The organism is Azospirillum baldaniorum, from assembly GCF_003119195.2.
GTDB classification, from domain to species: Bacteria; Pseudomonadota; Alphaproteobacteria; order Azospirillales; family Azospirillaceae; genus Azospirillum; species Azospirillum baldaniorum.
Window position 1 is genome coordinate 1987764 of record NZ_CP022253.1, and the last position, 24737, is coordinate 2012500.

At 68.3% G+C, this 24737-nt stretch carries 24 protein-coding genes; 10 read left to right on the forward strand and 14 right to left on the reverse strand.

Translation table 11 applies throughout. The annotated features are described in order from the left end of the window. Positions 1-8 precede the first annotated feature (8 nt). Positions 9-404: a hypothetical protein gene (locus Sp245p_RS09410; protein WP_014240253.1), complete on the reverse strand. Its 396-nt coding sequence runs from the start codon at positions 402-404 to the stop codon at positions 9-11. Between the two features lie 233 nt (positions 405-637). On the opposite strand from Sp245p_RS09410, the gene Sp245p_RS09415 reads away from it, so the two are divergent. After that, a complete protein-coding gene (locus Sp245p_RS09415; protein WP_014240252.1) occupies positions 638-2437 on the forward strand; it encodes a PHA/PHB synthase family protein in 1800 nt (599 codons plus the stop codon). 179 nt (positions 2438-2616) lie between these two features. On the opposite strand, the gene Sp245p_RS09420 is transcribed toward Sp245p_RS09415, so the two are convergent. The 6 genes from Sp245p_RS09420 to Sp245p_RS09445 all read right to left on the reverse strand — a co-directional run bounded on the left by Sp245p_RS09420 (position 2617) and on the right by Sp245p_RS09445 (position 6778). Next, complete coding sequence (locus Sp245p_RS09420) at positions 2617-3204, reverse strand: OmpA family protein (RefSeq protein WP_014240251.1); 588 nt, start codon at positions 3202-3204, stop codon at positions 2617-2619. Between the two features lie 213 nt (positions 3205-3417). Beyond that, complete coding sequence (locus Sp245p_RS09425) at positions 3418-3936, reverse strand: gamma carbonic anhydrase family protein (protein ID WP_014240250.1); 519 nt, start codon at positions 3934-3936, stop codon at positions 3418-3420. A 35-nt stretch (positions 3937-3971) separates the two neighbouring features. Continuing rightward, on the reverse strand, positions 3972-5024 hold the full coding sequence (gene argC / locus Sp245p_RS09430) for an N-acetyl-gamma-glutamyl-phosphate reductase (RefSeq protein ID WP_014240249.1): 1053 nt from the start codon (positions 5022-5024) through the stop codon (positions 3972-3974). A gap of 135 nt (positions 5025-5159) precedes the next feature. Next, positions 5160-5642, reverse strand: a complete 483-nt coding sequence (rpsI, locus tag Sp245p_RS09435) for a 30S ribosomal protein S9 (protein ID WP_014240248.1) — start codon at positions 5640-5642, stop codon at positions 5160-5162. Between the two features lie 4 nt (positions 5643-5646). Continuing rightward, on the reverse strand, positions 5647-6111 hold the full coding sequence (gene rplM / locus Sp245p_RS09440) for a 50S ribosomal protein L13 (protein WP_014240247.1): 465 nt from the start codon (positions 6109-6111) through the stop codon (positions 5647-5649). A gap of 196 nt (positions 6112-6307) precedes the next feature. Next, on the reverse strand, positions 6308-6778 hold the full coding sequence (locus Sp245p_RS09445; protein ID WP_014240246.1) for a PaaI family thioesterase: 471 nt from the start codon (positions 6776-6778) through the stop codon (positions 6308-6310). 259 nt (positions 6779-7037) lie between these two features. On the opposite strand from Sp245p_RS09445, the gene Sp245p_RS09450 reads away from it, so the two are divergent. The 4 genes from Sp245p_RS09450 (at position 7038) to Sp245p_RS09465 (ending at position 10500) form a co-directional block, all read left to right on the forward strand. Then, the gene (locus Sp245p_RS09450; RefSeq protein ID WP_014240244.1) at positions 7038-7844 is read left to right on the forward strand and encodes an enoyl-CoA hydratase; all 807 of its coding nucleotides are present in this window, start codon (positions 7038-7040) and stop codon (positions 7842-7844) included. Continuing rightward, on the forward strand, positions 7841-8359 hold the full coding sequence (locus tag Sp245p_RS09455; RefSeq protein ID WP_014240243.1) for a CoA-binding protein: 519 nt from the start codon (positions 7841-7843) through the stop codon (positions 8357-8359). Before Sp245p_RS09450 ends, Sp245p_RS09455 begins: the two co-directional genes overlap by 4 nt. 18 nt (positions 8360-8377) lie before the next feature. Continuing rightward, positions 8378-9667, forward strand: coding sequence for an O-acetylhomoserine aminocarboxypropyltransferase (locus Sp245p_RS09460; protein WP_014240242.1), 1290 nt, complete (start codon positions 8378-8380; stop codon positions 9665-9667). Positions 9668-9825: 158 nt separating this feature from the next. Continuing rightward, positions 9826-10500, forward strand: coding sequence for an SPOR domain-containing protein (locus tag Sp245p_RS09465; protein ID WP_014240241.1), 675 nt, complete (start codon positions 9826-9828; stop codon positions 10498-10500). A gap of 4 nt (positions 10501-10504) precedes the next feature. Here Sp245p_RS09465 and Sp245p_RS09470 read toward each other — a convergent pair whose 3' ends face one another. Together Sp245p_RS09470 and cutA are read right to left on the reverse strand one after the other, a co-directional pair. Continuing rightward, positions 10505-11719, reverse strand: coding sequence for an MFS transporter (locus Sp245p_RS09470; RefSeq protein ID WP_014240240.1), 1215 nt, complete (start codon positions 11717-11719; stop codon positions 10505-10507). A 121-nt stretch (positions 11720-11840) separates the two neighbouring features. Then, positions 11841-12155: a divalent-cation tolerance protein CutA gene (gene cutA / locus Sp245p_RS09475; RefSeq protein ID WP_014240239.1), complete on the reverse strand. Its 315-nt coding sequence runs from the start codon at positions 12153-12155 to the stop codon at positions 11841-11843. Between the two features lie 92 nt (positions 12156-12247). Here cutA and Sp245p_RS09480 point away from each other — a divergent pair, with 92 nt between their 5' ends. Both Sp245p_RS09480 and Sp245p_RS09485 read left to right on the forward strand, forming a co-directional pair. Then, positions 12248-12532, forward strand: coding sequence for a hypothetical protein (locus Sp245p_RS09480; protein ID WP_014240238.1), 285 nt, complete (start codon positions 12248-12250; stop codon positions 12530-12532). A gap of 108 nt (positions 12533-12640) precedes the next feature. Continuing rightward, positions 12641-13168 carry an isopentenyl transferase family protein gene (locus Sp245p_RS09485; RefSeq protein WP_103041004.1) on the forward strand — a complete coding sequence of 176 codons (528 nt, stop codon included), beginning with the start codon at positions 12641-12643 and terminating at the stop codon, positions 13166-13168. 16 nt (positions 13169-13184) lie between these two features. Here the strand turns inward: Sp245p_RS09485 and Sp245p_RS09490 are convergent, their stop codons facing one another. Then, positions 13185-16547 (reverse strand): PAS domain-containing protein, encoded by a 3363-nt coding sequence (locus Sp245p_RS09490; protein WP_014240237.1) that lies wholly within the window; start codon positions 16545-16547, stop codon positions 13185-13187. Between the two features lie 58 nt (positions 16548-16605). Further along, positions 16606-16920 carry a hypothetical protein gene (locus Sp245p_RS09495; protein WP_014240236.1) on the reverse strand — a complete coding sequence of 105 codons (315 nt, stop codon included), beginning with the start codon at positions 16918-16920 and terminating at the stop codon, positions 16606-16608. A 220-nt stretch (positions 16921-17140) separates the two neighbouring features. On the opposite strand from Sp245p_RS09495, the gene Sp245p_RS09500 reads away from it, so the two are divergent. Then, positions 17141-18607, forward strand: a complete 1467-nt coding sequence (locus Sp245p_RS09500; protein ID WP_014240234.1) for an FAD/NAD(P)-binding protein — start codon at positions 17141-17143, stop codon at positions 18605-18607. A 34-nt stretch (positions 18608-18641) separates the two neighbouring features. On the opposite strand, the gene Sp245p_RS09505 is transcribed toward Sp245p_RS09500, so the two are convergent. Continuing rightward, on the reverse strand, positions 18642-19145 hold the full coding sequence (locus tag Sp245p_RS09505) for a cupin domain-containing protein (RefSeq protein ID WP_014240233.1): 504 nt from the start codon (positions 19143-19145) through the stop codon (positions 18642-18644). A gap of 155 nt (positions 19146-19300) precedes the next feature. On the opposite strand from Sp245p_RS09505, the gene Sp245p_RS09510 reads away from it, so the two are divergent. Both Sp245p_RS09510 and Sp245p_RS09515 read left to right on the forward strand, forming a co-directional pair. Beyond that, a complete protein-coding gene (locus tag Sp245p_RS09510) occupies positions 19301-19945 on the forward strand; it encodes a dienelactone hydrolase family protein (RefSeq protein ID WP_014240232.1) in 645 nt (214 codons plus the stop codon). Positions 19946-20022: 77 nt separating this feature from the next. Then, a complete protein-coding gene (locus Sp245p_RS09515; RefSeq protein ID WP_014240231.1) occupies positions 20023-20886 on the forward strand; it encodes an alpha/beta hydrolase in 864 nt (287 codons plus the stop codon). Positions 20887-20914: 28 nt separating this feature from the next. Here Sp245p_RS09515 and Sp245p_RS09520 read toward each other — a convergent pair whose 3' ends face one another. Beyond that, positions 20915-22600, reverse strand: a complete 1686-nt coding sequence (locus tag Sp245p_RS09520) for a methyl-accepting chemotaxis protein (RefSeq protein WP_014240230.1) — start codon at positions 22598-22600, stop codon at positions 20915-20917. Between the two features lie 233 nt (positions 22601-22833). After that, complete coding sequence (locus Sp245p_RS09525) at positions 22834-24723, reverse strand: response regulator (protein WP_051657866.1); 1890 nt, start codon at positions 24721-24723, stop codon at positions 22834-22836. Between the last annotated feature and the right edge of the window lie 14 nt (positions 24724-24737).

Here is a 24737-nt window from a genome sequence, read left to right on the forward strand (position 1 = left end):
CCCAGCCCTCAATTGGGCTTTCCGGGGGCGGGCTTCCCGGCGCTTGGCTGTCCAGGCGTGATGTCCGGCGGCGGGGGAACGTCCATGGGGGTCGGCAGCATGGTCTTGGCGGCCGCACGGTCCTGGGCCAGACGGTCAAGGTCCTGCTGGCGCTGCGCTTCCGTCCGCAGATCGGTGGGGCGCGGCGGAACGGTGCCGAGATTGGGGTATTCCCGGTTCTGGCCGGACATGCCGCGCACCGGCGACTCCTGGCTGGGTACGTCGCGGCCGGTCACGGCACCGACCAGCCCGGTGTCGAGCACGCGGTCGCTGCAGGCCGGCAGAGCGAGAACAACCAGGACGGACAGCGCCGGACCCAGCCGGCCCGCCTTCGCAACCACGCCGCGTCGGATACCCGTTTCCATTCTGCGAACCCCACATCCGAACCCATCCGGCCGCTTGAACGGTGGTGGGCGAAATGAAATCTTCATACGAGAGGTGTATGACGGACCCCGGCTCGAACGGACATGGCATAAGCTGTCCGGGATGCCAGGACCGGAACGCACTCCGACCGAACAGACTTCCGGCAGGCACTGTATAAACCGCACAACGTCCCTCCTGAAGCCTAAAACTCGCCTAAAGAAGAAGGACCGCACCAATGGCCGAAAACCAGGCCCCTGACGTCAAGCTTCCCGACCCGGTGGAGATGTCGCGGGCGATGACCCGCATCGCCGAGCAGAGCCAGCGGCTGGTCACCGAATTCCTGTCCCGTCAGGCCTCGGACGGCGTCGGCGCGAAGAACCCCGACCCGATGGGCGTCGGCCATGCGTTCCTGGAAATGACCACGCGCATGATGGCCGATCCGGCCAAGCTGATGAAGGCGCAGATGACGCTGTGGCAGGACTACCTGACCCTGTGGCAGCGCACCACCCAGCGCTTCTTCGGCCAGGAGGCCCAGCCGGTCATCGCCCCGGCGAAGGACGACCGCCGCTTCAAGGATTCGGCCTGGGACGAGAACACCCTGTTCGACTTCATCAAGCAGTCCTACCTGCTGTCGGCCCGGTGGATGCAGTCGACGGTCAACGAGGTGGATGGGCTGGACGACCACACGGCCAAGAAGGTCGACTTCTACACCCGCCAGTTCGTCGACGCGATGGCGCCCTCCAACTTCGTCATGACGAACCCGGAGGTGCTGCGCACGACCATCGAGACGGGCGGCGAGAACCTCGTCAAGGGCCTGGAGCACCTGCTGAAGGACCTGGAGCGCGGCAAGGGCGAGCTGCGCATCTCCATGACCGACTACGACGCCTTCCAGGTCGGCAAGAACATCGCCGTCACCCCGGGCAAGGTCGTCTTCCAGACCGATCTGATGCAGCTCATCCAGTACACCCCGACCACGCCGGAGGTGAACAAGCGGCCGCTGATGATCGTGCCGCCCTGGATCAACAAGTACTACATCCTGGATCTGCGCGAGAAGAACAGCTTCATCAAGTGGGCGGTGGACCAGGGCCACAGCGTCTTCGTCCTGTCCTGGGTGAACCCGGATGAGAAGCTGGCCCAGAAGGGCTTCGAAGACTACATGTTCGAAGGCGTTCTGGCCGCGCTGGACGCCATCGAGAAGGTGACCGGCGAGAAGGACGTGAACGCCATCGGCTACTGCCTGGGCGGCACGCTGCTGGCCTCCACCCTGTCCTACATGGCCGCCAAGAAGGACGACCGCATCAAGTCGGCCACCTTCTTCACCACCATGCTGGACTTCACCGAAGCCGGCGAGCTGTCGGTCTTCATCGACGAGGAGCAGCTCACCATGATCGAGAGCCAGATGGCCCAGCAGGGCTACCTGGACGGCTCGAAGATGGCGACCACCTTCAACATGCTGCGCGCCAACGACCTGATCTGGTCGTTCGTGGTGAACAACTACCTGCTCGGCAAGGACCCGTTCCCGTTCGACCTGCTCTACTGGAACAGCGATTCGACCCGCATGCCGGCGGCGATGCACAGCTTCTACCTGCGCAACATGTACCAGAAGAACCTGCTGGCGAAGCCGGGCGCGGTGTCGCTGGGCGGCGTGCCGATCGACCTGCGCAACGTGAAGACCCCGTCCTTCTTCCTGTCGGCGCGCGAGGACCACATCGCGCCGTGGAAGTCCACCTACATGGGCGCCCACCTGTTCTCCGGCCCGGTGAAGTTCGTGCTGGCGGCCTCCGGCCACATCGCCGGCGTGGTGAACCCGCCGGCTGCCGGCAAGTACTGCTACTGGACCAACGCCAAGCTGCCGAAGGCCTCGGACGACTGGCTGGCGTCGTCGGAGCAGACCCCCGGCTCCTGGTGGCCGGAGTGGAACAGCTGGGTCTCCACCTTCTCCGAAGGCAAGGTCCCGGCGCGCAACCCGGAAAAGGGCGGCCTGCCCGTTCTGGAAGACGCCCCCGGCTCCTACGCCAAGGTGCGCATCGTCTGATGCCCCGAATCCGGAGGGCGGTTTGCCGCCCTCCGGATGCCCGGGACCGTCGGAGCGGCGGGCCACAAGAGATGGCCCATAAGAAAAGGCCCCGGACAAATGTCCGGGGCCTTTTCCTTTGTCGGCGAAAGCCCCGGACCGAAGTCCGGGGCTCCGTGTCCCGAAAGGGAACCTGCGCCTTACGACGACGGGGCGTTCGCACCGCGCGGCAGGATCTGCGCACGACGGTTGGACGGCTCGCGGACGTTCGGGCCGGTCTGCACCAGGAGCTGGCTCTCGCCCTTGCCCTCGGTGGTGATGGCGCCGGCGGCGATGCCCTTGGAGACGAGGGCCTGCTTCACCGCCTCGGCGCGACGCACCGACAGACGCTGGTTGTAGGCCGGCGAACCCGAGGTGTCGGTGTGGCCGACGACATGGACGCGGGCGTTGGCGCCCTTGCCGATGGCGGCGGCCGCATCGCCGATCACGCGATCGGCGGCCGGGGTGACGTTGGCCTTATCCCAGTCGAAGAACACGAGGTATTCGGTCTGGGCGCGGGCGGCCGGGGCCGGGGCAACCGCCGGAGCGGCGGCCGGCGGGCACTTGAAGCTGCCCTGGTGGGTGGCGTAGCCGCCATCCGCCGTGCGGACCGGGGTGTCGTTCCAGCCGATGACCGGGTTGCACCACTCGGCGGTGTCGGCGCTCTGGGCCTGAGCCCCGGCGGTCAGGCCGAAAGCGACGACGGCGGCCGGCACGACGGCCATGGTAGCGCGGAAGAAGCTGTTCATTTCTCCACTCCCTTAGAGACACACTCCCTACCGCTTGGTTCGCGGAGGACGAATCGCACAAACGATAGGACATATCGCGTGCATGTAACGTGACAAAACGCGAAACATGTGGGGTTTGTCCACGTACAAACATACCCTCCGGAAGTCCTACACGTTTCGTGCCGGTGTCACTGTTGCTAGTATGCCACAGTGCTGCGACGCACTAAAGAGGTATTAGCCTTCTCTGTAGATTTGAGCAAGCCGCACGTAGTTCCGGATGTTTACCGGGAAGAAAGATGTGTCCTTTTCCGTAAGTGCACGCACGGGTCTTGCGGGACTTCCGGCCCAAAGTTGCCCCGTTGCCACACGCTTCCCAGGGGTCACCAGAGCCCCGGCGGCCACCATGGCCCCCGACTCGACGTAGGCACCGTCCATGACGCAGGCCTGCATGCCGATGAAGCAGCCGCCCTCCAGCGTGCAGGCGTGCAACAGGGCCATGTGACCGATCGACACGTCGTCGCCGATGTAGGTCCCCTGCCCCGCCGACGCGACGTGAATCACGGTACCGTCCTGGATGTTGGTGCGCGCACCGATTCGGATCTCGTTCACGTCGCCGCGGATCGTGCAGCCGAACCAGACACTGCTGCCCGGCCCGATCTCCACATCGCCGATGACCGAGGCCGTCGGCGCCACATAGACGCTGGGGTCGATCTTCGGGTGCGTGCCCTGGAAGGGCAATATCAGGCCGGACATCGCAGGCAATTTTTCCTCGGGCTGTTTCTCTTCTGTCACGGGAACAGCGGAGCCTGCTCCAGGCCGGTCGTCTCGCCCAGGCCGAACATGACGTTCATGTTCTGGATGGCTTGGCCGGAGGCGCCCTTCACCAGATTGTCGATGACCGAGACGATGATGGCGCCGCGCGGGGTGCGGTCGGGGAAGACGCCGATCAGCGCCTGGTTGGAGGCGCGGACGTGGCGGGTCGCCGGGGCGATGCCCGCCGCCGTGACGTTCACGAAGGGCTCCGATTCGTAGCGCGCGGTCAGGGTGGCGCGCAGGTCGTCGGCGGTGACCCCGTCGGCCATGCGGACGTAGATCGTCGCCATCATGCCGCGGTTCATCGGGACGAGGTGCGGCGTGAAGCTGACCGTCACCGGACGCCCGGCGGCCAGCCGCAACTCCTGCTCGATCTCCGGCATGTGGCGGTGATGGCCGACGCCGTAGGCGTTGAAGCCCTCCGACACCTCGGTGAAGAGATTCTGCTGCTTGGCGTCGCGCCCGGCGCCGGACACGCCCGACTTGGCGTCGATCACGATGCCGCCCGGCTCGATCATCTCATCCATCAGCAGCGGCAGCAAAGCCAGCAGCGAGCAGGTCGGGTAGCAGCCGGGGTTGGCGACCACGCGGGCCTTGCGCACGCCCTGCCGGTTGAACTCGGTCAGCCCGTAGGCGACCTCCTTCTGAAGCTCCACGGCGCGGTGCTCATGCCCGTACCAGGTGGCGTATTCGGCGGGGTCGGACAGGCGGAAGTCGGCGGACAGGTCCACCACCTTGATGTGGCGCGGCAGGCCGGCGATGACCTCCTGCGTGGTGCCGTGCGGCAGGGCGCAGAAGACGGCGTCCAGCTTGTCCCAGGCGACCTCCTCGATCTTCACGAGGCCGGGCAGGTTGAACTGGCCCAGATGCGGGAACACCTCCGCCATGGGCTTCCCCGCCTGTCGCTCGGCCGTCAGCGCGCAGATCTCCACGCCGGGATGGCGGAGAAGCATGCGCACCAGCTCGGCGCCGGTGTAACCGGACGCGCCAAGAATGCCGACGCGGATGGGGGAAGTGCTGTTGGCCATGGACGCTGTTCCTTTTGACGCACGGGGATGGGCACGGAACGGTGAAGACGAATGAAACAGACCTGAAACAAAAAAGGGGCGTCCCGTCGGGACGCCCCTCGCTTGTACAGCAGTAACGCGGGTCCGCGGTAGGCTTTAGCGCTTCGAGAACTGGAAGCTGCGGCGGGCCTTGGCCTTGCCGTACTTCTTACGCTCGACGACGCGGGCGTCGCGGGTCAGGAAGCCGGCGGCCTTCAGCGGCGGACGGAGCGCCGGCTCGAAGTAGGTCAGCGCCTTGGAGATGCCGTGACGGACCGCACCGGCCTGACCGGACAGACCACCGCCGGCCACCGTGACCATCACGTCGAACTGGTCGGCGCGGTCGGTGATGCCGAACGGCTGGGCGATCATCATGCGCAGCACGGGGCGGGCGAAGTAGACTTCCTGGTCGCGGCCGTTGATGACGATCTTGCCGGAGCCCGGCTTGATCCACACGCGGGCGACGGCGTCCTTGCGCTTGCCGGTGGCGTAGGCGCGGCCCTGGGCGTCCAGCTTCGGGGCGACCACTTCGGCGGAGGCGGCGGCCGGAGCGGCAGCGATGTCCTTCAGGCCGGAAAGGGTGGTGGTAACCTGAGCCATTGGATTACGCGCTCCGCTTATTCTTCGGGTTCATGGCCGCAACGTCGAGAGCGACCGGCTGCTGCGCCTCGTGCGGGTGGGCGGCGCCCTTGTAGACCTTCAGGTGGGTCATCACCTTGCGGCCGAGCGGACCGCGCGGAACCATGCGCTCCACGGCCTTCTCGATCACGCGCTCCGGGTACTTGCCATCCAGGATCTGGCCCTTGGAACGGCCCTTGATGCCGCCCGGATAACCGGTGTGCCAGTAGAAGATGTCGTCCTGGCGCTTGTTGCCGGTCAGCTTGACCTTCTCCGCGTTGATCACGACGACATGGTCGCCGCAATCCATGTGCGGGGTGAAGGTCGGCTTGTTCTTGCCGCGCAGGATGTTCGCCAGGATGCTGGCAAGCCGGCCGAGAACGAGGCCGTCGGCATCGACGACGTACCACTTCTTCTCGATGTCGGTCGGCTTCAGATTGAAGGTCTTCATCGCCACACTCGTTGACTAAACGTGGATCGGCGGGCCACCGAAACTGGACGTTCAATCCCCGGGGCGCCGAAGCGGCCGGTTTTGTACGCAGCGCAGGGGTACTCTGTCAACGGAAAAATATCCGTTTCATATCAAAGCCCTACGAGCACGGTATCATTTTACCGTGAAAGCAAAGACATTGATATCATTGGTGTTTTCAGGACATTTCCGGATCGTGGTATCCTGATACCGCGAGCGTCACCGGGTCGTGCGGCGGAATCGAGTAGGTGCCGGTGGCGTGGGCGACGGGCTCCGGATCGCCCTCGGAGAACAGCAGGACTTCGCCATAGGCCAGCCGCTTGCCCATCTTCAGGATCCGGCAATTGGCGGTGATGGCGACCGGCGCCGGACGGCGCAGGAAGTTGATGGTCATGCTGGTGGTCACCGCCAGTTCCACCCGCCCGATCAGGCTGAGCACGGCGGCGTAGAGCGCCACGTCGGCCAAGCCGAACATCGCCGGCCCGGTCACCGTGCCGCCGGGACGGACGAAGCTGTCGTTGTAGGGCAGCTTCATGCGCACGGTCCCGGCGCCAAGTTGCTCGATGGTGATTCCATAATTGCCGACCAGCGGCACGCCCTCGCGAATCAGGGCTTCCAGTTCCTCGGCGGACACGACCGGCGCGCTCATTCCCTCACCCATGGATTTTCTTATGGAGGCCCGATCATGGCGGACATTCCCCGGCCCGCCAAGCGCATCGCGGTGCCGTCTATTTTACACAACCATCCGAGGCCAAACGGCATTAAATCTACAAACGTTATCAACAAATAGGTTGAGTTGTCCGCCTTGGCACCGTTAGATGAACGGACCACACGCCCGGTTCCGTGGCGGGGGCGGTCGGGGTACTGTTCCCGCCAACGATCAAAACATCCGGGAGGATTGGACAGCGATGAACGACACCCCGCCCCTCATCGGCGACGACGCGCCGCTGGTTCTCCGCGAGGACCGCGACGGAGTCGCCACCCTGACGCTGAACCGCCCGCAGGCGCGCAACGCCCTGTCCGTCGGGCTGATGGGCGCGCTGCAGGCGGAGCTGGACACCATCCACCAGGACTCCACGGTCCGCGCCGTGGTGCTGGCCGGGGCCGGGCCGGCCTTCTGCGCCGGGCACGACCTCAAGGAGATGCGCGCCAATCCGGACCGCGCGGCCTATGAATCGCTGTTCGTCCAGTGCTCCAAACTGATGCTGACGGTCAGCCGCATCCGCCAGCCGGTGATCGCCAAGGTCCACGGCATCGCCACGGCGGCGGGGTGCCAGCTCGTCGCCACCTGCGACCTCGCCTATTGCGCCGACACGGCGCGATTCGCCACGCCGGGCGTGAACATCGGCCTGTTCTGCTCCACCCCCATGGTGGCGCTGAGCCGCGCCGTGGGGCGCAAGGCGGCTATGGAAATGCTTCTGCTCGGCGACCTGATCGGCGCCGAGGAAGCGGTGCGCATCGGCCTCGTCAACCGCGCTGTGCCGGCCGACCGGCTCGACGCCGTGGTGACGGAGGCCGCCGGCAAGATCGCCGCGAAGTCGCCGCTGACTCTCGCCATCGGCAAGGAGGCCTTCTACCGCCAGATCGAGCTGGACGTGGAGGAGGCCTACGCCTACGCCGCCCGCGTGATGACCGAGAACATGCTGGCCCGCGACGCCGAGGAGGGCATTGACGCCTTCCTGCAGAAGCGCCCTCCGGTGTGGTGCGGCCAATGAGCGGCCCCGCCCCCTCGCACGACGGCTACAGCGACGAGTTCATCCGCGGCGTTCTGGATCGGGTGAAGACCATCGCCCTGGTCGGCGCGTCGAACGACCCGGTGAAGGCCAGCTTCATCGTGCTGAAGTACCTGCGCGACAAGGGCTACCGGGTCATCCCCATCAACCCGAAGCTGGCCGGCCAGACCATCCTTGGCGAACGCGTCCACGCCAGCCTGTCGGAGCTGCCGGAGCCGCCCGACATGGTGGATGTCTTCCGCAACGCCACAGCCGCCGGAGGGGTGACCGACGAGGCCATCGCCATCGGCGCCAAGGTGGTGTGGATGCAGCTCGGCGTGCGCAACGACGAGGCGGCGGCGCGGGCCGAGGCGGCGGGGCTGACCGTCATCATGAACCGCTGTCCCAAGATCGAGCTTCAGCGCCTGTTCCACGAGATCGGGCGCATCGGCGTCAACTCCAACATCCTGACGTCCAAGAAGGCCGCACCGGCCAAATCCTTCAAAAAACTGATGTAAAAAGCAGAGGAAGCCATCATGAGCGAGCAGAAGTCCTTCGGTTTCGAAACCCGCGCCATCCACGCCGGCGCCGCCCCCGACCCCGCCACCGGGGCGCGCCAGACGCCGATCTACCAGACGACCAGCTTCGTCTTCGACGACGTGGACGACGCGGCGTCGCTGTTCAACCTCCAGAAGGTCGGCTTCATCTACTCCCGCCTGACCAACCCGACCGTGTCGGTGCTGGAGGAGCGGCTCGCCAACCTGGAAGGCGGCGCCGGTGCCACGGCCACCTCCTCCGGCCACGCCGCGCAGCTGCTCGCCCTGTTCCCGCTGATGGAGCCGGGCGACGAGATCGTCGCCTCGCGCAAGCTCTACGGCGGCACGCTCAACCAGCTCGGCACCAGCTTCCCGCGCGCCTTCGGCTGGAAGTCCGTCTTCGTGGACACCGACCAGCCGGAGAACGTCCGCGCCGCCATCACCGCGAAGACCAAGGCCATCTTCGTGGAAAGCCTCGCCAACCCCGGCGGCGTGGTCACCGACCTGGAGGCCATCGCGAAGATCGCCGACGAGGCCGGCATTCCGCTGATCGTCGACAACACGCTGGCGACCCCGTACCTGATCAACCCGATCCAGTGGGGCGCCACGCTGGTCGTGCATTCGACCACGAAGTTCCTGTCCGGCAACGGCACCTCGGTCGGCGGCGTGGTCATCGACAGCGGCAGCTTCGACTGGGGCAAGTCCGGCAAGTTCCCCGCCCTGTCGGAGCCGGACGCCGGCTATCACGGGCTGAAGTTCCAGGAGACCTTCGGTCATCTGGCCTTCACCATCCACGGCCACGCCGTCGGCCTGCGCGACCTCGGGCCGAGCCAGGCGCCGCTGAACGCCTTCCTGACGCTGAACGGCATCGAGACGCTGCCGCTGCGCATGCAGCGCCACAGCGACAGCGCCCTGAAAGTCGCGCAGTTCCTGGAAAGCCACCCGGCGGTGGGCTGGGTCAGCTACGCCGGACTGGAATCGTCCAAGTACAACGCGCTCGCCAAGAAGTACCTGCCGAAGGGTGCCGGCGCCGTGCTGACCTTCGGCGTCAAGGGCGGCTTCGACACCGGGGTGAAGGTGGTGGAGAACGTCCAGCTCCTCAGCCATCTCGCCAACATCGGTGACAGCCGGTCGCTGATCATCCACCCCTCCTCGACCACGCACCGTCAGCTGTCGCCCGAAGGTCAGGCCCAGGCGGGCGCCGGCCCGGACGTGCTGCGCCTGTCAATCGGCCTGGAGAGCGTGGAGGACATCATCGCCGACCTCGACCGCGCGCTGTCGGCCGCCTGATGCCGGCTCCCCTCCGCCCGCTGCGGCGTCCGGCCCGGCGGGCGGAGGGGTACCCCGCAAGAGGTAGACATGACGCGAAGGGCTGAGCGCTGGCCGTTCCATTGACCGCCGCAGGTCATAGCACCGACCCTGACGCGAACAGGGTGGGGAAGCGGAGCATGAGCGGACGGCTCAGGCGGGGGGTGGCGGCGGTCGCGGTGCTGGGGCTGGGCGGCTGCGCGGGAGCGCCGGTGGCGATGACCGCCGCGTCCTTCGCGGTGGACGGGATGCTGTATGTCGGAACCAACAAGAGCAGCACCGACCACATGCTGTCGGCGATGCTGCAGCAGGATTGCGCGACCTTCCGTGTCCTGAGCCAAGGCTATGTCTGCAGGCCGGTGATTGTGCCGGTGGTCCGCAGCGCCGAGAGCGTACCGATCCCCCTTCCGGAAACCGAACCATCACCCGCCCCCGCCCCGCCCGCGCCGCTCCCCGTGACGGCGGAGGTGGAGATCGCCGCGCTGCCGCCGATGCCGCCGATGCCGCCGATGCCGCGTGCCGCCGAACGGCGCTTCCTCGTGGTGGCGGGCAGCTTTTCCAAGCGTGGGCAGGCAGAAGCCCAGCGCGCGCGGTTGGGCCATCCGGAGGCCGACATCGTGGCGGCCGACGTGCACGGTCGGCGCATCCACCGCCTCGTCCTACCGCCGGAGGACCGCCCAACCGCCCTGCGCCGCTTGGCCGAGATCCGCGCCGCCGGGGTCGGCGACGCGTGGCTCCTGACCTGGAAAGGGCGGACGGTGGTCGCCGACCTGCCCGGCGACGCGCCCTACCCCAGCCTGCCGGACCAGATGTGAGGCGTCACTCCGCCGCCGCCATCGGCGCGGCGGCGGGCTTGGCCGGAACGTCCCGGTCGCGCGGCAGCAGCAGCGCCGCCGCGAAGGCGACCAGCGCAAGCACCGACAGCGTGATGTAGAGCATGACGAATTCGCCCGTCCGCTCATAGACCAGGGCGACGAGTTGCACGGCCAACGGGCCGGCGCCGAAGGACAGGATGAACTTGGCCCCATAGGCCAGCCCGCGGTGCTTTTCCGGGGTGTAGCGGGCGAGCAGAAGATTCTCCGCCGGGATCTGCACCTGGGAGGCGACGACGACCAGAGCCGCCGCACCGACCAGCGGCAGATCGGCCAGGACCGCCACCGCCGCCATCATCGGCACCTGGACCAGCAGGCACAGGGTGTAGATGCGCTTCAGCGGGTACTTGTCCGCCAGATGCCCGCCGATGAGCTGCGGCAGGGCGGCGAACAGATAGACCGCCGTCACCACGCCGCCGACGCCCAGCGTGCTGCCGCCCAGCAGGTCGCTCAGCCGCGCCTCGAACAGCTTCGGCAGCACCACCTGCATGGCGTTGAACATCAGCCCGGCGCAGACCATCGTCACCGACAGCACGAAGAAGGCGCGGATCACGTCGCCGCGCGAGGCCTTGGGGATCGGCTTCACGTCGCCCTGGCGGTCCTCGACCTTGCCCGTGGCGATCAGCAGGGCCAGAACGACGCCCAGCCCCAGGCAGACCGCACCCGGAATCAGGAAGGCGGAGCGCCATCCCAGCCATTCGGTCAGACCGCCGGCCACCACCGCCGCCGAGGCGATGCCGATGGTGCCGAAGATGCCCTGGTAGCCCAGCGCCTTGCCGCGGTTGGTGGCGTTCTTGACCATCCAGGCCATGCCCACCGGGTGGTAGATGGAGGAGCCGAGCCCGAGCACCGCCAGCGCCCACAGCAGAGCCTCCGGGCCGTCGGTCAGGCCGCAGGCGATGGTCCCCGCCCCGGTCAGCAGGAAGAAGACCGCCATCATCCGGCATTCGCTCCAGCGGTCGCCCAGCCAGCCGGCCAGCGGCGCGCCGACGCCGATCATCAGCGCGCCGAGCGTCCACAGCCGGATCAGCTCGTCGTAGGGCAGCTTCCATTCCCGCTCCAGCGCCAGGACGACGGTCAGGAACAAGGCCGACACGATGTGCATCAGCGCGTGGCCGATCCAGGAAAAGCCGATCGACAGCCGCGCCGATGTGTCGGTCATGGAAATTCTCCGCATCCGGATGATTTGCGCTTGAAAGCAACTCTTGCGAAACTGGCACGCGGGTCGGAGGCGGTCCAATGCGCCGCCGTCATGGCCGACATGCGGCGGCCGGCATCGGGGCTCAGGCGGTCTCGTCGCGCAGCCAGTCCAGATAGGCCGGGTTGCCGCGCCCCACCCTCAGCTCGACCACGCAGGGCACCTCGTAGCTGTGCAACTCCCGCACCCGCGCGGTGAGCCGGTCGAACAGCTCCGCCCGCGTCTTGGCAATCAGAACCGTTTCCGTGGCTTCCTCGATGGCATCCTGCCAGCGGTAGATGGAGGTCATGCCGTCGAAAATGTTGGCGCAGGCGGCCAGCCGCTCCTCGACCAGCGCGCGGCCGATGCGCCGGGCCTCGTCCCGCGATCCGGCGGTGATGTAGGCGAAGACGAATTCCATGACCGAAGCCTTTCGATGTAGAGTGCCCGAATCTTGCCACAGGCCGCCAGAGCGCAACAGCCAGGCCGCAACATCTTCCGAGGCGACGAACCATGGCCGCACCCCGACGCACCACGTCCCGACGCCGCCCCACCGAGGCGCAGGCGGCGTGGCTGCGCAACGGCCTGGACCAGCCCGGCGGCAAGCTGCCCCTGTTCGACGGCGACGGCCAGCGCGTCAAGCGCCAGACCATCGAAAGCTGCCTGAAGTCCGGCTGGGCGGAGCGCTGGTTCCACAACCCGCTGAAGCCCGACTGGCTGGTCTGCCGCCTGACCGACGCCGGCCGCGCCGCCCTCGCCCCCCGCCCCGCCGCGAAGGAACTCGTCCAGGCGGAGTGACCGCCGGGCGGGTGACGATCCACCCCATGCGCACCCCCATGCGCACCATGTTGCGGTCCGCGAACGCTCGCGGCCCGACCGGGCTTTGTTTTGTGACGGTATCAATCCATGCAGCTCTCCGACCTCGGCCACCGCATTTGCATTCTCGGGCCGTCCAACAGTGGAAAATCCACGCTTGCCGAAGCGATCGCGCGGCAGCGCGGCTTTCCCGTCGTCCATCTCGACCGGCTGTACCACGCCCCCAACACGGACTGGCAGCCGCGGCCGACCGAAGAATTCGTCGCCCTCCACGACGCAGCCATCGCCGGCGAGCGCTGGGTCATGGAGGGAAACTACTCACGCTGCATTCCGCAGCGTTTCCAGCGGGCGACGGGCCTGATCTACCTGGACGTGCCCATGCCGCTCAGCCTGCTGCGCTACTTCCGCCGAACCCTGTTCGAACGGGAACGGCGCGGCGCGCTGGAGGGCCGACGGGACAGCATCAAGTGGGAAATGATCCGCCACATCGCCGTCACCACCCCGAGAAACCGGGCGCGGAACCTGCGGACCTTCGATCAGGCCGACCTGCCGAAGATCCGGATCGACTCCGCGCGCGACCTGAACGCGTGGTACCGGCGCTGGGACCTTACGCGATAAGGTCCCGGCGCACGCCTCACGCCGGCACGGCCTTCAATTGCTGGTCCACCGCCGCCGCCAGTTCACGGGGGGTCACCGGCTTGTGGATCACCGTCAGCCCGTGGGCGGTGGCGTCCAGCAGGCAGTCCGGCGCCGTCTCCCCGGTCAGGATCACCCCCGGAACCCCGCTGCCGTAGCGCTCGCGCACACGCAGGATCACCTCGGTCCCGATCCGCCCCTCGCGCAGCCGGTAATCGGCGATCACGATGTCGGGAACGCGGGTCTGTGCCGACAGACGCTCCATGGCCTGATCGGCGCTGCCCGCCGCCAGCACCGCATACCCCCACTCCGTCAGGATCAGCTGAAGCCCCATCAGCACGATGGCGTCGTCGTCCACCAGCACGGCGAGGCGGCCCTGCCCCATTCCCGGTGCCGCACCTCCCGCCCCCGCGGCGGCGGCGACCACCGTTTCGCCCATCGGCACCAGAACCCGGAAGGCCGAGCCCTTGCCCACCGCGGAACGCACCTCCACCGGATGGTCCAGCAGCCGCGACAGGCGCCGTACAATGGCAAGGCCGAGGCCGAGCCCCTGGTTGCGGTCCCGCTCCGGGTTGCCGACCTGATGGAACTCCTCGAAGATGCGCTCCAGATGATCGTCGGGAATGCCCATGCCGGTGTCCTGGATGACGATCGACAGGAAGCGCCCGTCCGGCCGGCACTGCACCCGCACCAGCCCGCTGTCGGTGTAGCGGATGGCGTTCTCGACCAGATTGCGCAGCAGCCGGCCCAGCAGCGTGCGGTCGCTGCGCACCCGCCCGGCGGCGACCTCCACCTGCCAGCCGATGCCCTTGCCCGCGGCGACCGGCGCGTAGGCGGCGCGGATGGGGTCCAAAACCTCCCCGATGTCGAAATCCTCGAACACCGGCGTCACCACCCCGGCGTCGAGGCGCGACACGTCGAGCAGGCTGTCCAGCAGCCCCTTCAACGCGTCCAGCCCCTGCTCCAGATGGGTCAGGATCTTGGTGCCGGCGGGGGACCCGACATGGGCCGACAGGGCGGCGGCGAAGAAGAACAGCGACTGGAGCGGCTGGCGCAGGTCGTGGCTGGCTGCCGCCAGGAACTTGGACTTGGCGAGGTTGGCGCGCTCCGCCTCGTCGCGGGCGGAACGCAGCTCGGCCTCCATCGCCTTGCGCTCGGTGATGTCCTCGGCGACGGTGATGCGGTAGGCCGGCTCCGTGCCGGTGATCCGGGCGAGCGACGAGGTCACCCGCACCCACACCGCCCCGCCGTCCTTGCGGCGGTAGCGCTTCTCCAGGGCGTAGCTGGCCAATTCTCCGGACAGCAGCCGCTCAATCAGTTGTTCCTCCGCCGGCAGATCGGCCGGGTCGGTGATGTCGCGGTAGGTCCGCCGCAGCAACTCCTCCCGCGGGTAGCCGACGATGTCGCAGATCTTGGCGTTGACGTCGAGGATGCGGCCATCCAACCCCACCCGCTCGATGCCCACCGCCGCCAGTTCGAAGACCGACCGGAACCGTTCGTCGCTCTGGCGGCGCGCCGTCTCGGCCCGGCGCAGGTCGGTGACCTCCATCACGACGGCGCCGACCGCCGCGACCTCGATCCCCTCATGCACGGGAAACAGGGCGATCAGCCAATGGCGCGTCACGCCCGGCTCCCGGGGCGTCTCGCCCATCACCTCCCGGTAGGGAATCGGCTCGCCGGTGTCGAAGACCCGGTCGATCAGCGGCTCGACGCTGGCGCCCACGACGGGAAGCAGGTCCGCCAGCGTGCGGCCCATGTGGGCCTCCGCCAGGATGCCGTTGGCGTCGGCCAGTTGCTCGTTGATGCGGATGTAGCGGCGCTCACGGTCGAAGAAGGCGAAACCGACCGGCGCGTTCTGCAGCAGGCTGTTCAACTGCGCCAGCAGTGCGTTCTTTTCCCGGTTGGCCGAAACCAGCGCGGCCTCCCCCCACTTGCGGGCGGTGGTGTCCTGGAAGAAGACGGCCAGCCCGTCCGGCGACGGGAAGGCGCGCACGGCGAACCAGGACTCAAAGGCCGTGCAATACTCCTCGAACTCGACGGGTGTCTGATCCTTCATGGCGCGGCGGTAATTCTCGCCGAAGGCGCTGGTGGCGACCTCCGGAAAGACGTCCCACAGATCCTGGCCAATCAGGTCGCGCCCCCCGGCGATCAGCGTTCGGGCTCGCTCGTTGATGAAGGTGATGCGCCACTGGCGGTCCACCTCGAACACGCCGTCGGTGATGCTGCCCAGAACGGCGGCCGTCTTGTGGGCCAGCGCGTTGGCCTGTTCCCGGACCTGCTGCTGGCGGGCCAGTTCCTCGGCCATGCCGTCGAAGGCGCGGGCCAGCGTGCCGAGTTCGGACGACTGCTTCGCCACGCCGCTGCGCGCCGTCAGGTCGCCGCCCTTCCAGCGCTCCGCCGTCGCGACCAGCGCCGCCACCGGCCGCCGCAGGAACCGGCTGGCGCCCCACCAGACGGCGAGCAGCGTCAGCAGCAGCACCATGGCGATGCCGGTCATTGCCTGAAGCATCGCGCCGCGGATCGGTCCCAGCGCCTCGCCCTTGTCGAGACAGACCACGACGCCGACGCCGTCCAGGCTCCGGCCGGTCGGCTGATAGGCGACGATGCGCGGCCGGCCGTCCGGCCCGGTCACTTCGGCGACGCCAGGGTCCTCGCGGGAGAGCAGCGCGATAACCGATGGGGACAGTACGCCGCCATCCGTCTGGTTCGGCCCCGTCTGGTTTGGCCCCGTCTGGTTCGGCAGGGGCGGCACCTGGGCGACCACCCGGTCGCGTCGATCCACAAGCGTGATCCGCGCGTTGCCGGACAGCGGCCGCTGGGACAGGAAATCGGCGATCCAGGAGATATCGGTCATCGCCGTCACGACGCCGGCCGGCCGCCCCTCCGCGTCCTTGAAGCCCAACGCGACGGGCATGGCGGAGCGCCCGTCCGTCCGGCGGAAGACATGTTCGCCCAGGGTCATCCGACCGCTGTCCAGCGCGTCGCGGAAATAGTCGCGGTCGGCGATGGAAATTCCCAGCGAGGCGCGATCGGTCGCGCAACGCACCACCCCGTCCAGCCCGGCGATCACGATGCCAAGATGACCGGGATACGACGCGCGCAGGTCGTCCATCAGCGCCTGACAGGCCGGGGAACCGGGGGCGCGCACCGGATCGGCCGTCACCAGCGTGCTCAGCACCTGCCGCAGCCCGTCGATCATCCGATGCTGTTCCGCCTCGAACAGCGCGGCGAGGTGCAGGGCGTCCCGCCCCACCTCGGCCTCCCGGGCGGCGCGCAGGGCCAACTCGTTCTTCACCTCGATGACGGCCGCCGGAATCATCGCCACGAAGACGAGCAGCAACAGGCGGTGAAGAAGGCTCATGCAAAACGGCTTTCGGAAAATGATGCCGTAAGACCGTGCGGGATGCGGGATGCTCCCGTCAACGGGCGCGGGTGGGGATACGGGTGGCCTTCCACACGCCGGAGCGCTCGGCCCCGGCGGCGATGCGGCGGTCGGCGATCTCCGACTCCTCCACCTCGGCGATCCCGGCGTGCTTCAGGGCGCGCAGAAGAACGCTGCGGACGGTCGTCCCCTCCTCCTCGGCGCGGCGGCGGACGGCGCGCTTGACGCTCTGCGGCACCATGGCGGCCAATTGCACGTCGGGTTCGCGCGCGGCGGACGGAGCCTGATCGGCATTGGACGGAATGACATCGTGCGGAATGGCGTGGGCGGGTCGGAAGGGATGGTCGCGCATCGGTTCTGCCGTACATGGTTCGAAGGTACGAAACCCTCTCCGCTTATAGTTAATTTCTTGTTAACCATGAATTCGCCAACGGCGTTCGGGGCGCCCCGATACATCGGAATAGCGGTTGACCTGCACAATCCTGCACCGAACAGTGGCCGACCGGGACTTCCGGCGCCACGGCACCGGTTCACCACCCCTTTCGTACGGCCAGAGCAGAGGAGCGCCGACGTTGTCAGCACGCCCTTCGAAACGCCGCATCGCCATCATCGGAGCCGGCTTCACCGGCAGCGTCCTCGCCGCACACCTGATGCGTCGCGCCGATGAGCCGACCAGCCTGCACCTGATCGAGCGCACGCCCAGCGTCGGCGCCGGCCTCGCCTACTCGACACCCAACGCCACGCATCTGCTGAACGTGCGCGCCTACAACATGAGCGCCTATCCGGACGACCCACGGCACTTCCTCCGCTGGCTGTGGGCGCAGGACGGAGGGGTGCTGGACGATAAGGCCGGAGCGGTGCCGCCCAGCGGCCATGCCTTCGTCTCCCGCGCCCGCTACGGAGCCTACATCCAGGACGTTCTTCGGGAGGCCATGGCCGCCGCGCCGCCCCACGTCTCGCTCACCGTGTCCCAGGCGGAAGCGGTGGACATCGCGTCGGACGCGCGGGGCACCCGGCTGCGGCTGGGCAACGGGACCAGCCTGTCGGTGGACACGGCGGTTCTGTGCATCGGCAACTTCGCCCCCTCGCCGCCGCCGGTCCCGGCGCCGGAAGTCTACGCCTCCAGCCGCTACGTGGCCTCGCCCTGGGACTGGCCGGCGCTGGCCACCATCGCCCCCGACGCGCCCGTGCTGATCCTGGGGACCGGGCTGACCATGGTGGACACCGTCCTGTCGCTGGAGGACCAGGGACACCGCGGCCCGATCGTCGCCCTGTCGCGCCGCGGCCTGCTGCCACAGACGCACGAGGAGACGCGGCCCTTCAAGAGCTTCATCCACCCGCAGGTGATGCCGCGCACCGTGTTGGACGTGATGATCGCCCTGAAGGCCGACGTCCGCCGCGCGCGGGAGACGGGGTTCGACTGGCGGTCGGCCTTCGACGCGCTGCGCCCCTACCATCACCTGATCTGGAGCCACCTGCCGACCGAGGAACGGCGGCGCTTCCTGCGCCACGTCCGCCCCTATTGGGAGGTCCACCGCCACCGCATCGCGCCCGAGGTGGCGGCCCGCATCGCCGCCCTCTGCGCCAACGGGCGGCTGACCATCCGCGCCGGCCGCCTTCAGACGCTGAGCCTCGTTCCGAACGGGGTGGAGGCGACCGTCCGCGCCCGCGGGGCGGAGGGAACCGTCTGGACCCGGTCGGTGGGGGCCATCGTCAACGCCACCGGCACCGAGTGCGACTTCAGCCGGATCGCCCATCCGCTGGTCAAGGCGCTGCTGACTCGCGGCCTGGCGCGGCCCGACCCGCTGCGGCTGGGGCTGGACGTCACCGTGGACGGCGCCCTGATCGGCGAGGACGGGCAGGCATCGGACCGGCTGTTCGCGCTCGGCCCGGTCAGCCGGCCGCCCTTCTGGGAGATGACCGCTGTGCCCGAACTGCGCAACCAATGCGCCCAGGCCGCCCGACACATCGCCGGACTGCGGCGGTCCACCTACCCTCTGGCGGAGCCGGCCTTTCTGGGCGCACGGGCGGTGCCCTGACGGATGGGGTTGCCGAACCGCGCCCCCGCCTCCCTCACCAGGGGGTGCCGTCGCGATGCGTGAAGAGATCCGTCACGCTGTCGTAGCGCAGATCCTCGTCCGGGTAATGCGCCTCGTCCCCCGCGCTGCGGTCGCCGACCTCCAGGTAGGTCGCCGGTTCGTCGGAGCGGTTGACGAGCTGATGCCCGTCTGGCTTTCCGGCTGGGAAGCCGGCGCACATGCCGGGACGCAGGACCGTCTCGCCGGCGTCGGTGACCAGGGTCAGCTCGCCGTCCAGCACATAGACGAACTCGTCCTGGCGGGTGTGCCAGTGCCGCAGGGCGGAGGCGGCGCCCGGCTCCAGCCGGGTCAGGTTCACGCCGAAGTTGGTGATCCCCAGCGGGTTGCCCAGCCGCTTGCGCAGGCGCCCGGCAACCGCCGCGCGGAACGGCTCCGGATAGTCGGTGGCGCCGAGCTTCGCCCTGACCGCGGCGGGGTCGAGGACTGGGGCGGTGGGCGGCGCGTCGGGCGGGACGCAGGCGGGGGGCTTGTCTGACAAAGGTGGGTCTCCCTTCACCGGGGAACGATACCGATCTCTGGATTCGGTCCGGGATCGTCACTGTAGGCCATCGGGCACGGACCGACCATCCGGCCTGTTGAGCCACCGGCCGGGCACCTCATCGGGGCAAGGCCCAACGAAAGGGGGAAAGGCGCATGGAGACGACGCTCTACATTCCACCGCTCGGCCTTGCGGGCCAGTTCGAAGCGCCCGCCGATTTCGCGGCGGCGGTGATCTTCGCCCATGGCACCTCCAGCGGACGGAAGAGCCCGCGCAACGTCCGCGTCGCCGCGCGATTGCGCGAGGCCGGATTCGCCACGCTGCTGATGGACCTGCTGACCGAGGGAGAGAAGGCCGACCCGGCCAACCAGTTCGATGTCCACCGCCAGTCCGAACACCTGCTGCTGGCCGTCCGCCACCTGCGCGCGACCACCGCGGTGGAGCGCAAGCCAATCGGCTTCTTCGGCGCCGGGTCCGGAGCGGCGTCGGCGCTGATCGCGGCGGGTCGCGCCGCGGAGCACGACAGCATCGGCGCCGTGGTCTGCCGCGGCGGTCGGCCCGATCTGGCGGAGGAGTGGCTGAACGCCGTCGCCGCCCCCACCCTGCTGGTGGTCGGCGGCAAGGACGCGCCGGCGCTGGACCTCAACAACGACGCCTTCAGCCGGCTGCACTGCACCAAGGCGCTGGAGGTCGTGCCGGGGGCCGGGCGCCTGTTCGAGGAGACGGGGAAACTGGATCAGGTGGCCGATTCCGCGCGCTCCTGGTTCACCACCCATCTGCTCAAGGCTGCCAACGGCTGAGCGCGGGTCGACAGCGGGAGCGATGCGGGCTACCTCTGGTTTCCCTACCGCATCGCAGCGTCCGGATCCGACCGCCCATGCCCCAGCTCGAAATCCTCAGCCACCGCCCCGTTGGACCGGCCAAGCCCGTGCCCCTGCTGTTCGTCCATGGCGCCTTCTGCGGTGGCTGGATCTGGGACGAGCATTTCCTGCCCTGGTTCGCCGAGCGGGGGTGGGAGGCGCACGCCGTGTCCCTGCGCGGCCACGGCGCCAGCGAGGGGCGGGAGCGGCTGAACAGCTTCGGCATCGTCGATTACATCGAGGATGTTCTGGCCGCCGCGGACGCCTGCTCCGCCCCGCCGGTGCTGATCGGCCATTCCATGGGCGGCATGGTGGTCCAGCGGACGCTGATCCGCCGTCGCTTCCCCGGAGCGGTCCTGATGGCTTCCGCGCCGCCGCACGGCCTGCTGGAATCGACGATGCGCCTGGCCTGGAGCGACCCCTACGTGTTCCAGCAGATGGGCATGCTGATGACCTTCTCCAACGGCATCGAACCGGAGGCGGTGCGCCGCGCCATGTTCTCCGATCGGGTGCCGCTGGAGTTGGCCAAGCGCTATGAACCGTTGATGCAGGAGGAATCGCAGCGCGTGCTTCTGGACATCGGCGGCTGGATTCCCTTCCCGCTCCTGCCGGCCCGCGGCGTTCCCGTGGCCGTGCTGGGCGCCGAGGAGGATCGGCTGATCCCCAAGGACCAGGTCGAGGCCACCGCCCGCGCCTTCCGGACGGAACCGATTTTCTACCCCGCGATGGGGCACTGCATGATGCTCGAACCCGGCTGGGAATCGGTTGCCCATGACATCGTGGACTGGGTGGAGACGGCGGTGCTGAAGACGCAGGCGCCGAAGACGACGGAACCACAGAGAAGGGCTCCCGATACGGGCGTCCGCGCCGCGGCCGACTGACCGGCACGGCACGCCGCCGTTTCGCCGCTCACTGCGTGCGCAGGGTCTTCAGGAAGCCGCCGATCTCGCCGTTCAGGGTTTCCGACTGCTGGGCCAGTTGCCGGGACGCCTCCAGCACGGCATAGGCCATCTTCCCGCACTGCCCGGCGGCGGCGGTGACGCCTGAGATGTCGCGCGCCACGTCGCGCGTCACGTCGGCGGCCTGCTGGACGTTGCGGCTGATCGCCTGGGTGGCCGCCCCCTGCTCCTCCACCGCCGACGCGATGATCGTGGCGATGCCGTTCACCTGCTCGATCACCCGCGCCACCCCGCCGATCTCGGCCACCGCCTCGCCGGTCGCGGACTGGACGCCGGCGACCTGGGCGGCGATCTCCTCGGTGGCGCGGGCGGTCTGGCTGGCGAGGCTCTTCACCTCGCCCGCGACCACCGCGAAGCCCTTGCCGGCCTCGCCAGCGCGGGCCGCCTCGATGGTCGCGTTGAGCGCCAGAAGGTTGGTCTGCGCCGCGATGTCGTTGATCAGGCTGACCACGGTGCCGATCCGCCCGACCGCCTCGGCCAGCCCGGTCACCTTGCCGGTGGCGCGCTCCGACGCGGTGGCGGCGTCCCGCGCGATGCGCGAGGCGTCGGCGACCCGGCGGCTGATCTCCCCCACCGACCCGGAGAGCTGCTCCGTCGCCACCGCGACCGTCTGCACGTTGGCCGAGGTCTGCTCCGTCGCCGACGCCACGGCACCGGCCAGCCGGTCGGTCTGCCCGGCGGCGCGGGTCATCTCCTGGGCTTCGCGCTCCATCGCCTCGGTTTCGTGCGACACCGACTTCATCACCTCGCCGACGCTCCGCTCGAAGCGTTCGGCGAGACCGGCGAGGGTACGGCGCTTGTCCTCCTCCGAGCGGCGCAGCGTGGCGGCCTGATCGGCCTTCAGACGCTTCTTCTCCTCGGCGTTGCTCAGGAACACGCGGGCGGCGCTGGCCATGGCGCCGATCTCGTCGCGGCGGGTCGCCTCGGGAAAGGCAACGGAAAGGTCGCCGTCCGCCAAAGCGTGCATGCGGACGCTGAGGCTGCGGATGGTGGCGCTGAGCCGCACCCCGACCAGCGCGATCAGGCAGACCGCCGGCACCGCCAGAAGGCCGGCCACCGCCAGAACCGTCCACAGCGTGCTCAGGAAGGCGCCGCGGATGTCGTCGATGAAGACGCCCGTCCCGATGTAGATGCCCCAGGGCTGGAAGGTCTTGATGTAGGACAGCTTCGCCGCCGTCTCGTTGCTGTTCGGGGCGACGTTCCAGAAATAGCCGTAGGTGCCCTCCCCCGAGGCCTTGGCGATGCGCGCCATGTCCATCAGGATCGGCGCGCCCGTGGTGTCCTTCACGCCGGACACGTCCTGCCCCATCAGCTTCGGGCTGGGATGGGCGAAACCGAAGCCGTCCAGCGTGATCGCGAACAGATACTCTTGCCCGCCGTAGCGCATGCCGAGAAGCGACCGTTTGAAGCGGGCCTGCGCCTCCTCCTGCGTGATCTGTCCGGCGGCGGCCTCCGCCTCGTAAGCGGCGGCCATGCTGTGGGCGGCTTCGACCATGAAGCGGAGCGACTGGACGCGGTCGGCGTGCATGCGCTGGTAATTCAGCCAGAGGCCGGCACCGACAATGGCCGCCGACGCGATGCTCGCCAGAGCCACCAACCCCCAAAGCTTCGAGCGGATGGACACATTATCGAACATGACAACCTTTCCGACAAATCGGCGCCGATGGGCGGTGGCACGCGTGAGCGTTCCCATGCCGGAATGCTATCGAAGCAATCGTGACTCATTTGTTAATAGTTTTATTTAATCTCGTTCAAAGAAATTTGAACAACTTCAGAGCAATCGTCGAGAATGTTTTGATGTCTCAGTCCGAAAAGAGATAACTCAAAGGAGACACAAAAGAATGCCACAACCAGTTTTGGTTGCTCCGCTCAGGCGCCGGGGGCTGACTTTTGCGTCAGGACGAGAAAGACCTTTTCCTCGAGCTGCTCCGGGGTGAAGGGCTTGGCGATGTAGGCGCTGACGTTGTGGGCCAGAGCCCGCTCCACCGCCTTCAGCGTGGCGAGCGCCGTCACCATCAGGAAGGGCAGATCGCGCCGCACCTCGCGCACCCGGCGCAGCACGTCCAGGCCGCTGGCCTTCGGCATCATCCAGTCGCAGACGATCAGGTCGTACGCGCCGTCCCCGGCCAGCCGGAGCAGCGCCTCCTGGCCGTCCGACGCCGTGTCTATGTGGCCGATGCCGAGGTCGCGCAGCACCGATTCGACGAAGTGCCGCGGCCCGTCCTCGTCGTCGACGACCAGAACGCGGATGGCGCCGAGGTCGATGAAGGGCACGCCGATCACCCCCAGCGCCCCGCGCATCCAGGAGGCGCGGGCCGAGCGCTCCTTGCCGCCCGTGGCGCCCAGCAGGAAGGAGCGCACGAAGCGCGGCCGGTGCACCTGCCGGTACAGCGCCTTGGCGACCGCCGCCCGGCTCTTGCCGCGGCAGAAGGCGCCGTCGCCGGCCAGCCGCACCATCTCCAGCACCGTGTCGGGGTTCGGCTCGTCCTTGCCCTGGAGGGGGCTCAGCAGACGCTGGGTGCGGATGAAGGCGTTCTGGATCTCGTCGATCTGCCCGGCCATATGGTCGCGGGCTTCCTCCGCAAAGGCGCTGTCGAGCACGAGCTTCTGGACCTCCGACAGCCCCTTCAGCTTCTCGGTCTTCTCCTTCCAGCAGTCGAGCAGGCGTCCGGCGAAATCCCGCCCGTCGAAGAATTGGGTCAGATATCCGTTCACCGCCCGCTCGGCGCTCGGCGACAGCGGCATCCTTTGCAGGACGAACAGGATGCGGAGCTTCTGCATCAGCGTCCGCCCCTTGGTGATCTCGGGCAGCGTGTCCTCGTTGACGAGCAGAGCGCTGCGCCGCTGGAGCGCCGCCTCCGTCCGGGCACCGCCGAAATAGCCCTCCCCCGTGCGCAGCCGCTGCGACACCTGGCTCAGCGCCATGATCTCCCGCTGCACCGCCTCCACCCCGAACAGGTCGCCGGCGCTGGTGATGGTGAAGCGGTCGGGCTTCGACAACTCGCGGCGCAGCGCGACGATCAGGCTGTCGCTCAGCACCGGCATGGCCGTGCGGCGCACCAGCGTCTCAAGCCCCTTGAAGACCGGTGGCGCCTCGTCGGACAGCGGCTTGTCCCCGGCGATCAGCGTCACGATCATGTCCACCCGGTCCACGAAGGGCGCGTCCAGGGAGCAGGAGGCGGTGCCGGTGTCGCTGCGCAGGATCTCGCCGAGCAGCCGGTCGAGCGGCGCCAGCGCGTCGGCGTCCTCCAGGCCGTCCGCCAGCTCCAGCAGGAGCCGCGCCTTTTCGGCGAAGCTGCGGCCCTGGTACAGGTGCGTGGTCAGCGCCGCATCGACCATGAAGCGCCCGGTGAAGGCGTCGCGGGCGGCGATCAGCCGCTCCGCCGTCGCGGCGTAGCTGGCCGGAGTCAGGTCCGGCGGCTGGGCGTCCTTCAGCCGCTCGCGGGTCACCCGGGCGACCTCGTTGACCAGGGCGGTCAGCGCGCCCTTGCGGTCCATCGCCCGTTCCGCCTGCTGCAGGATGGCGACGAAGGTCGGGATGTTGGACAGGCTCTGCTGGTGGCGGGGGGAATGCAAAAGCTCGGTCGGGGTCAGCGCGTTCTCGTCGAAATAGCGCTGGCAATGCCGGCCGATGCTGTCGCGGCCCTGCGGGGTGTAGAAGTCCTCCGGGGTCCGGCAGACGACGGCGTCGCTCCCGCCATCCGCGTCAAGGTCACGACCGCTATCCCGGCCGTCCGCGATGCTCTGGTCCGATGCCATGCCCTAACCCCGTC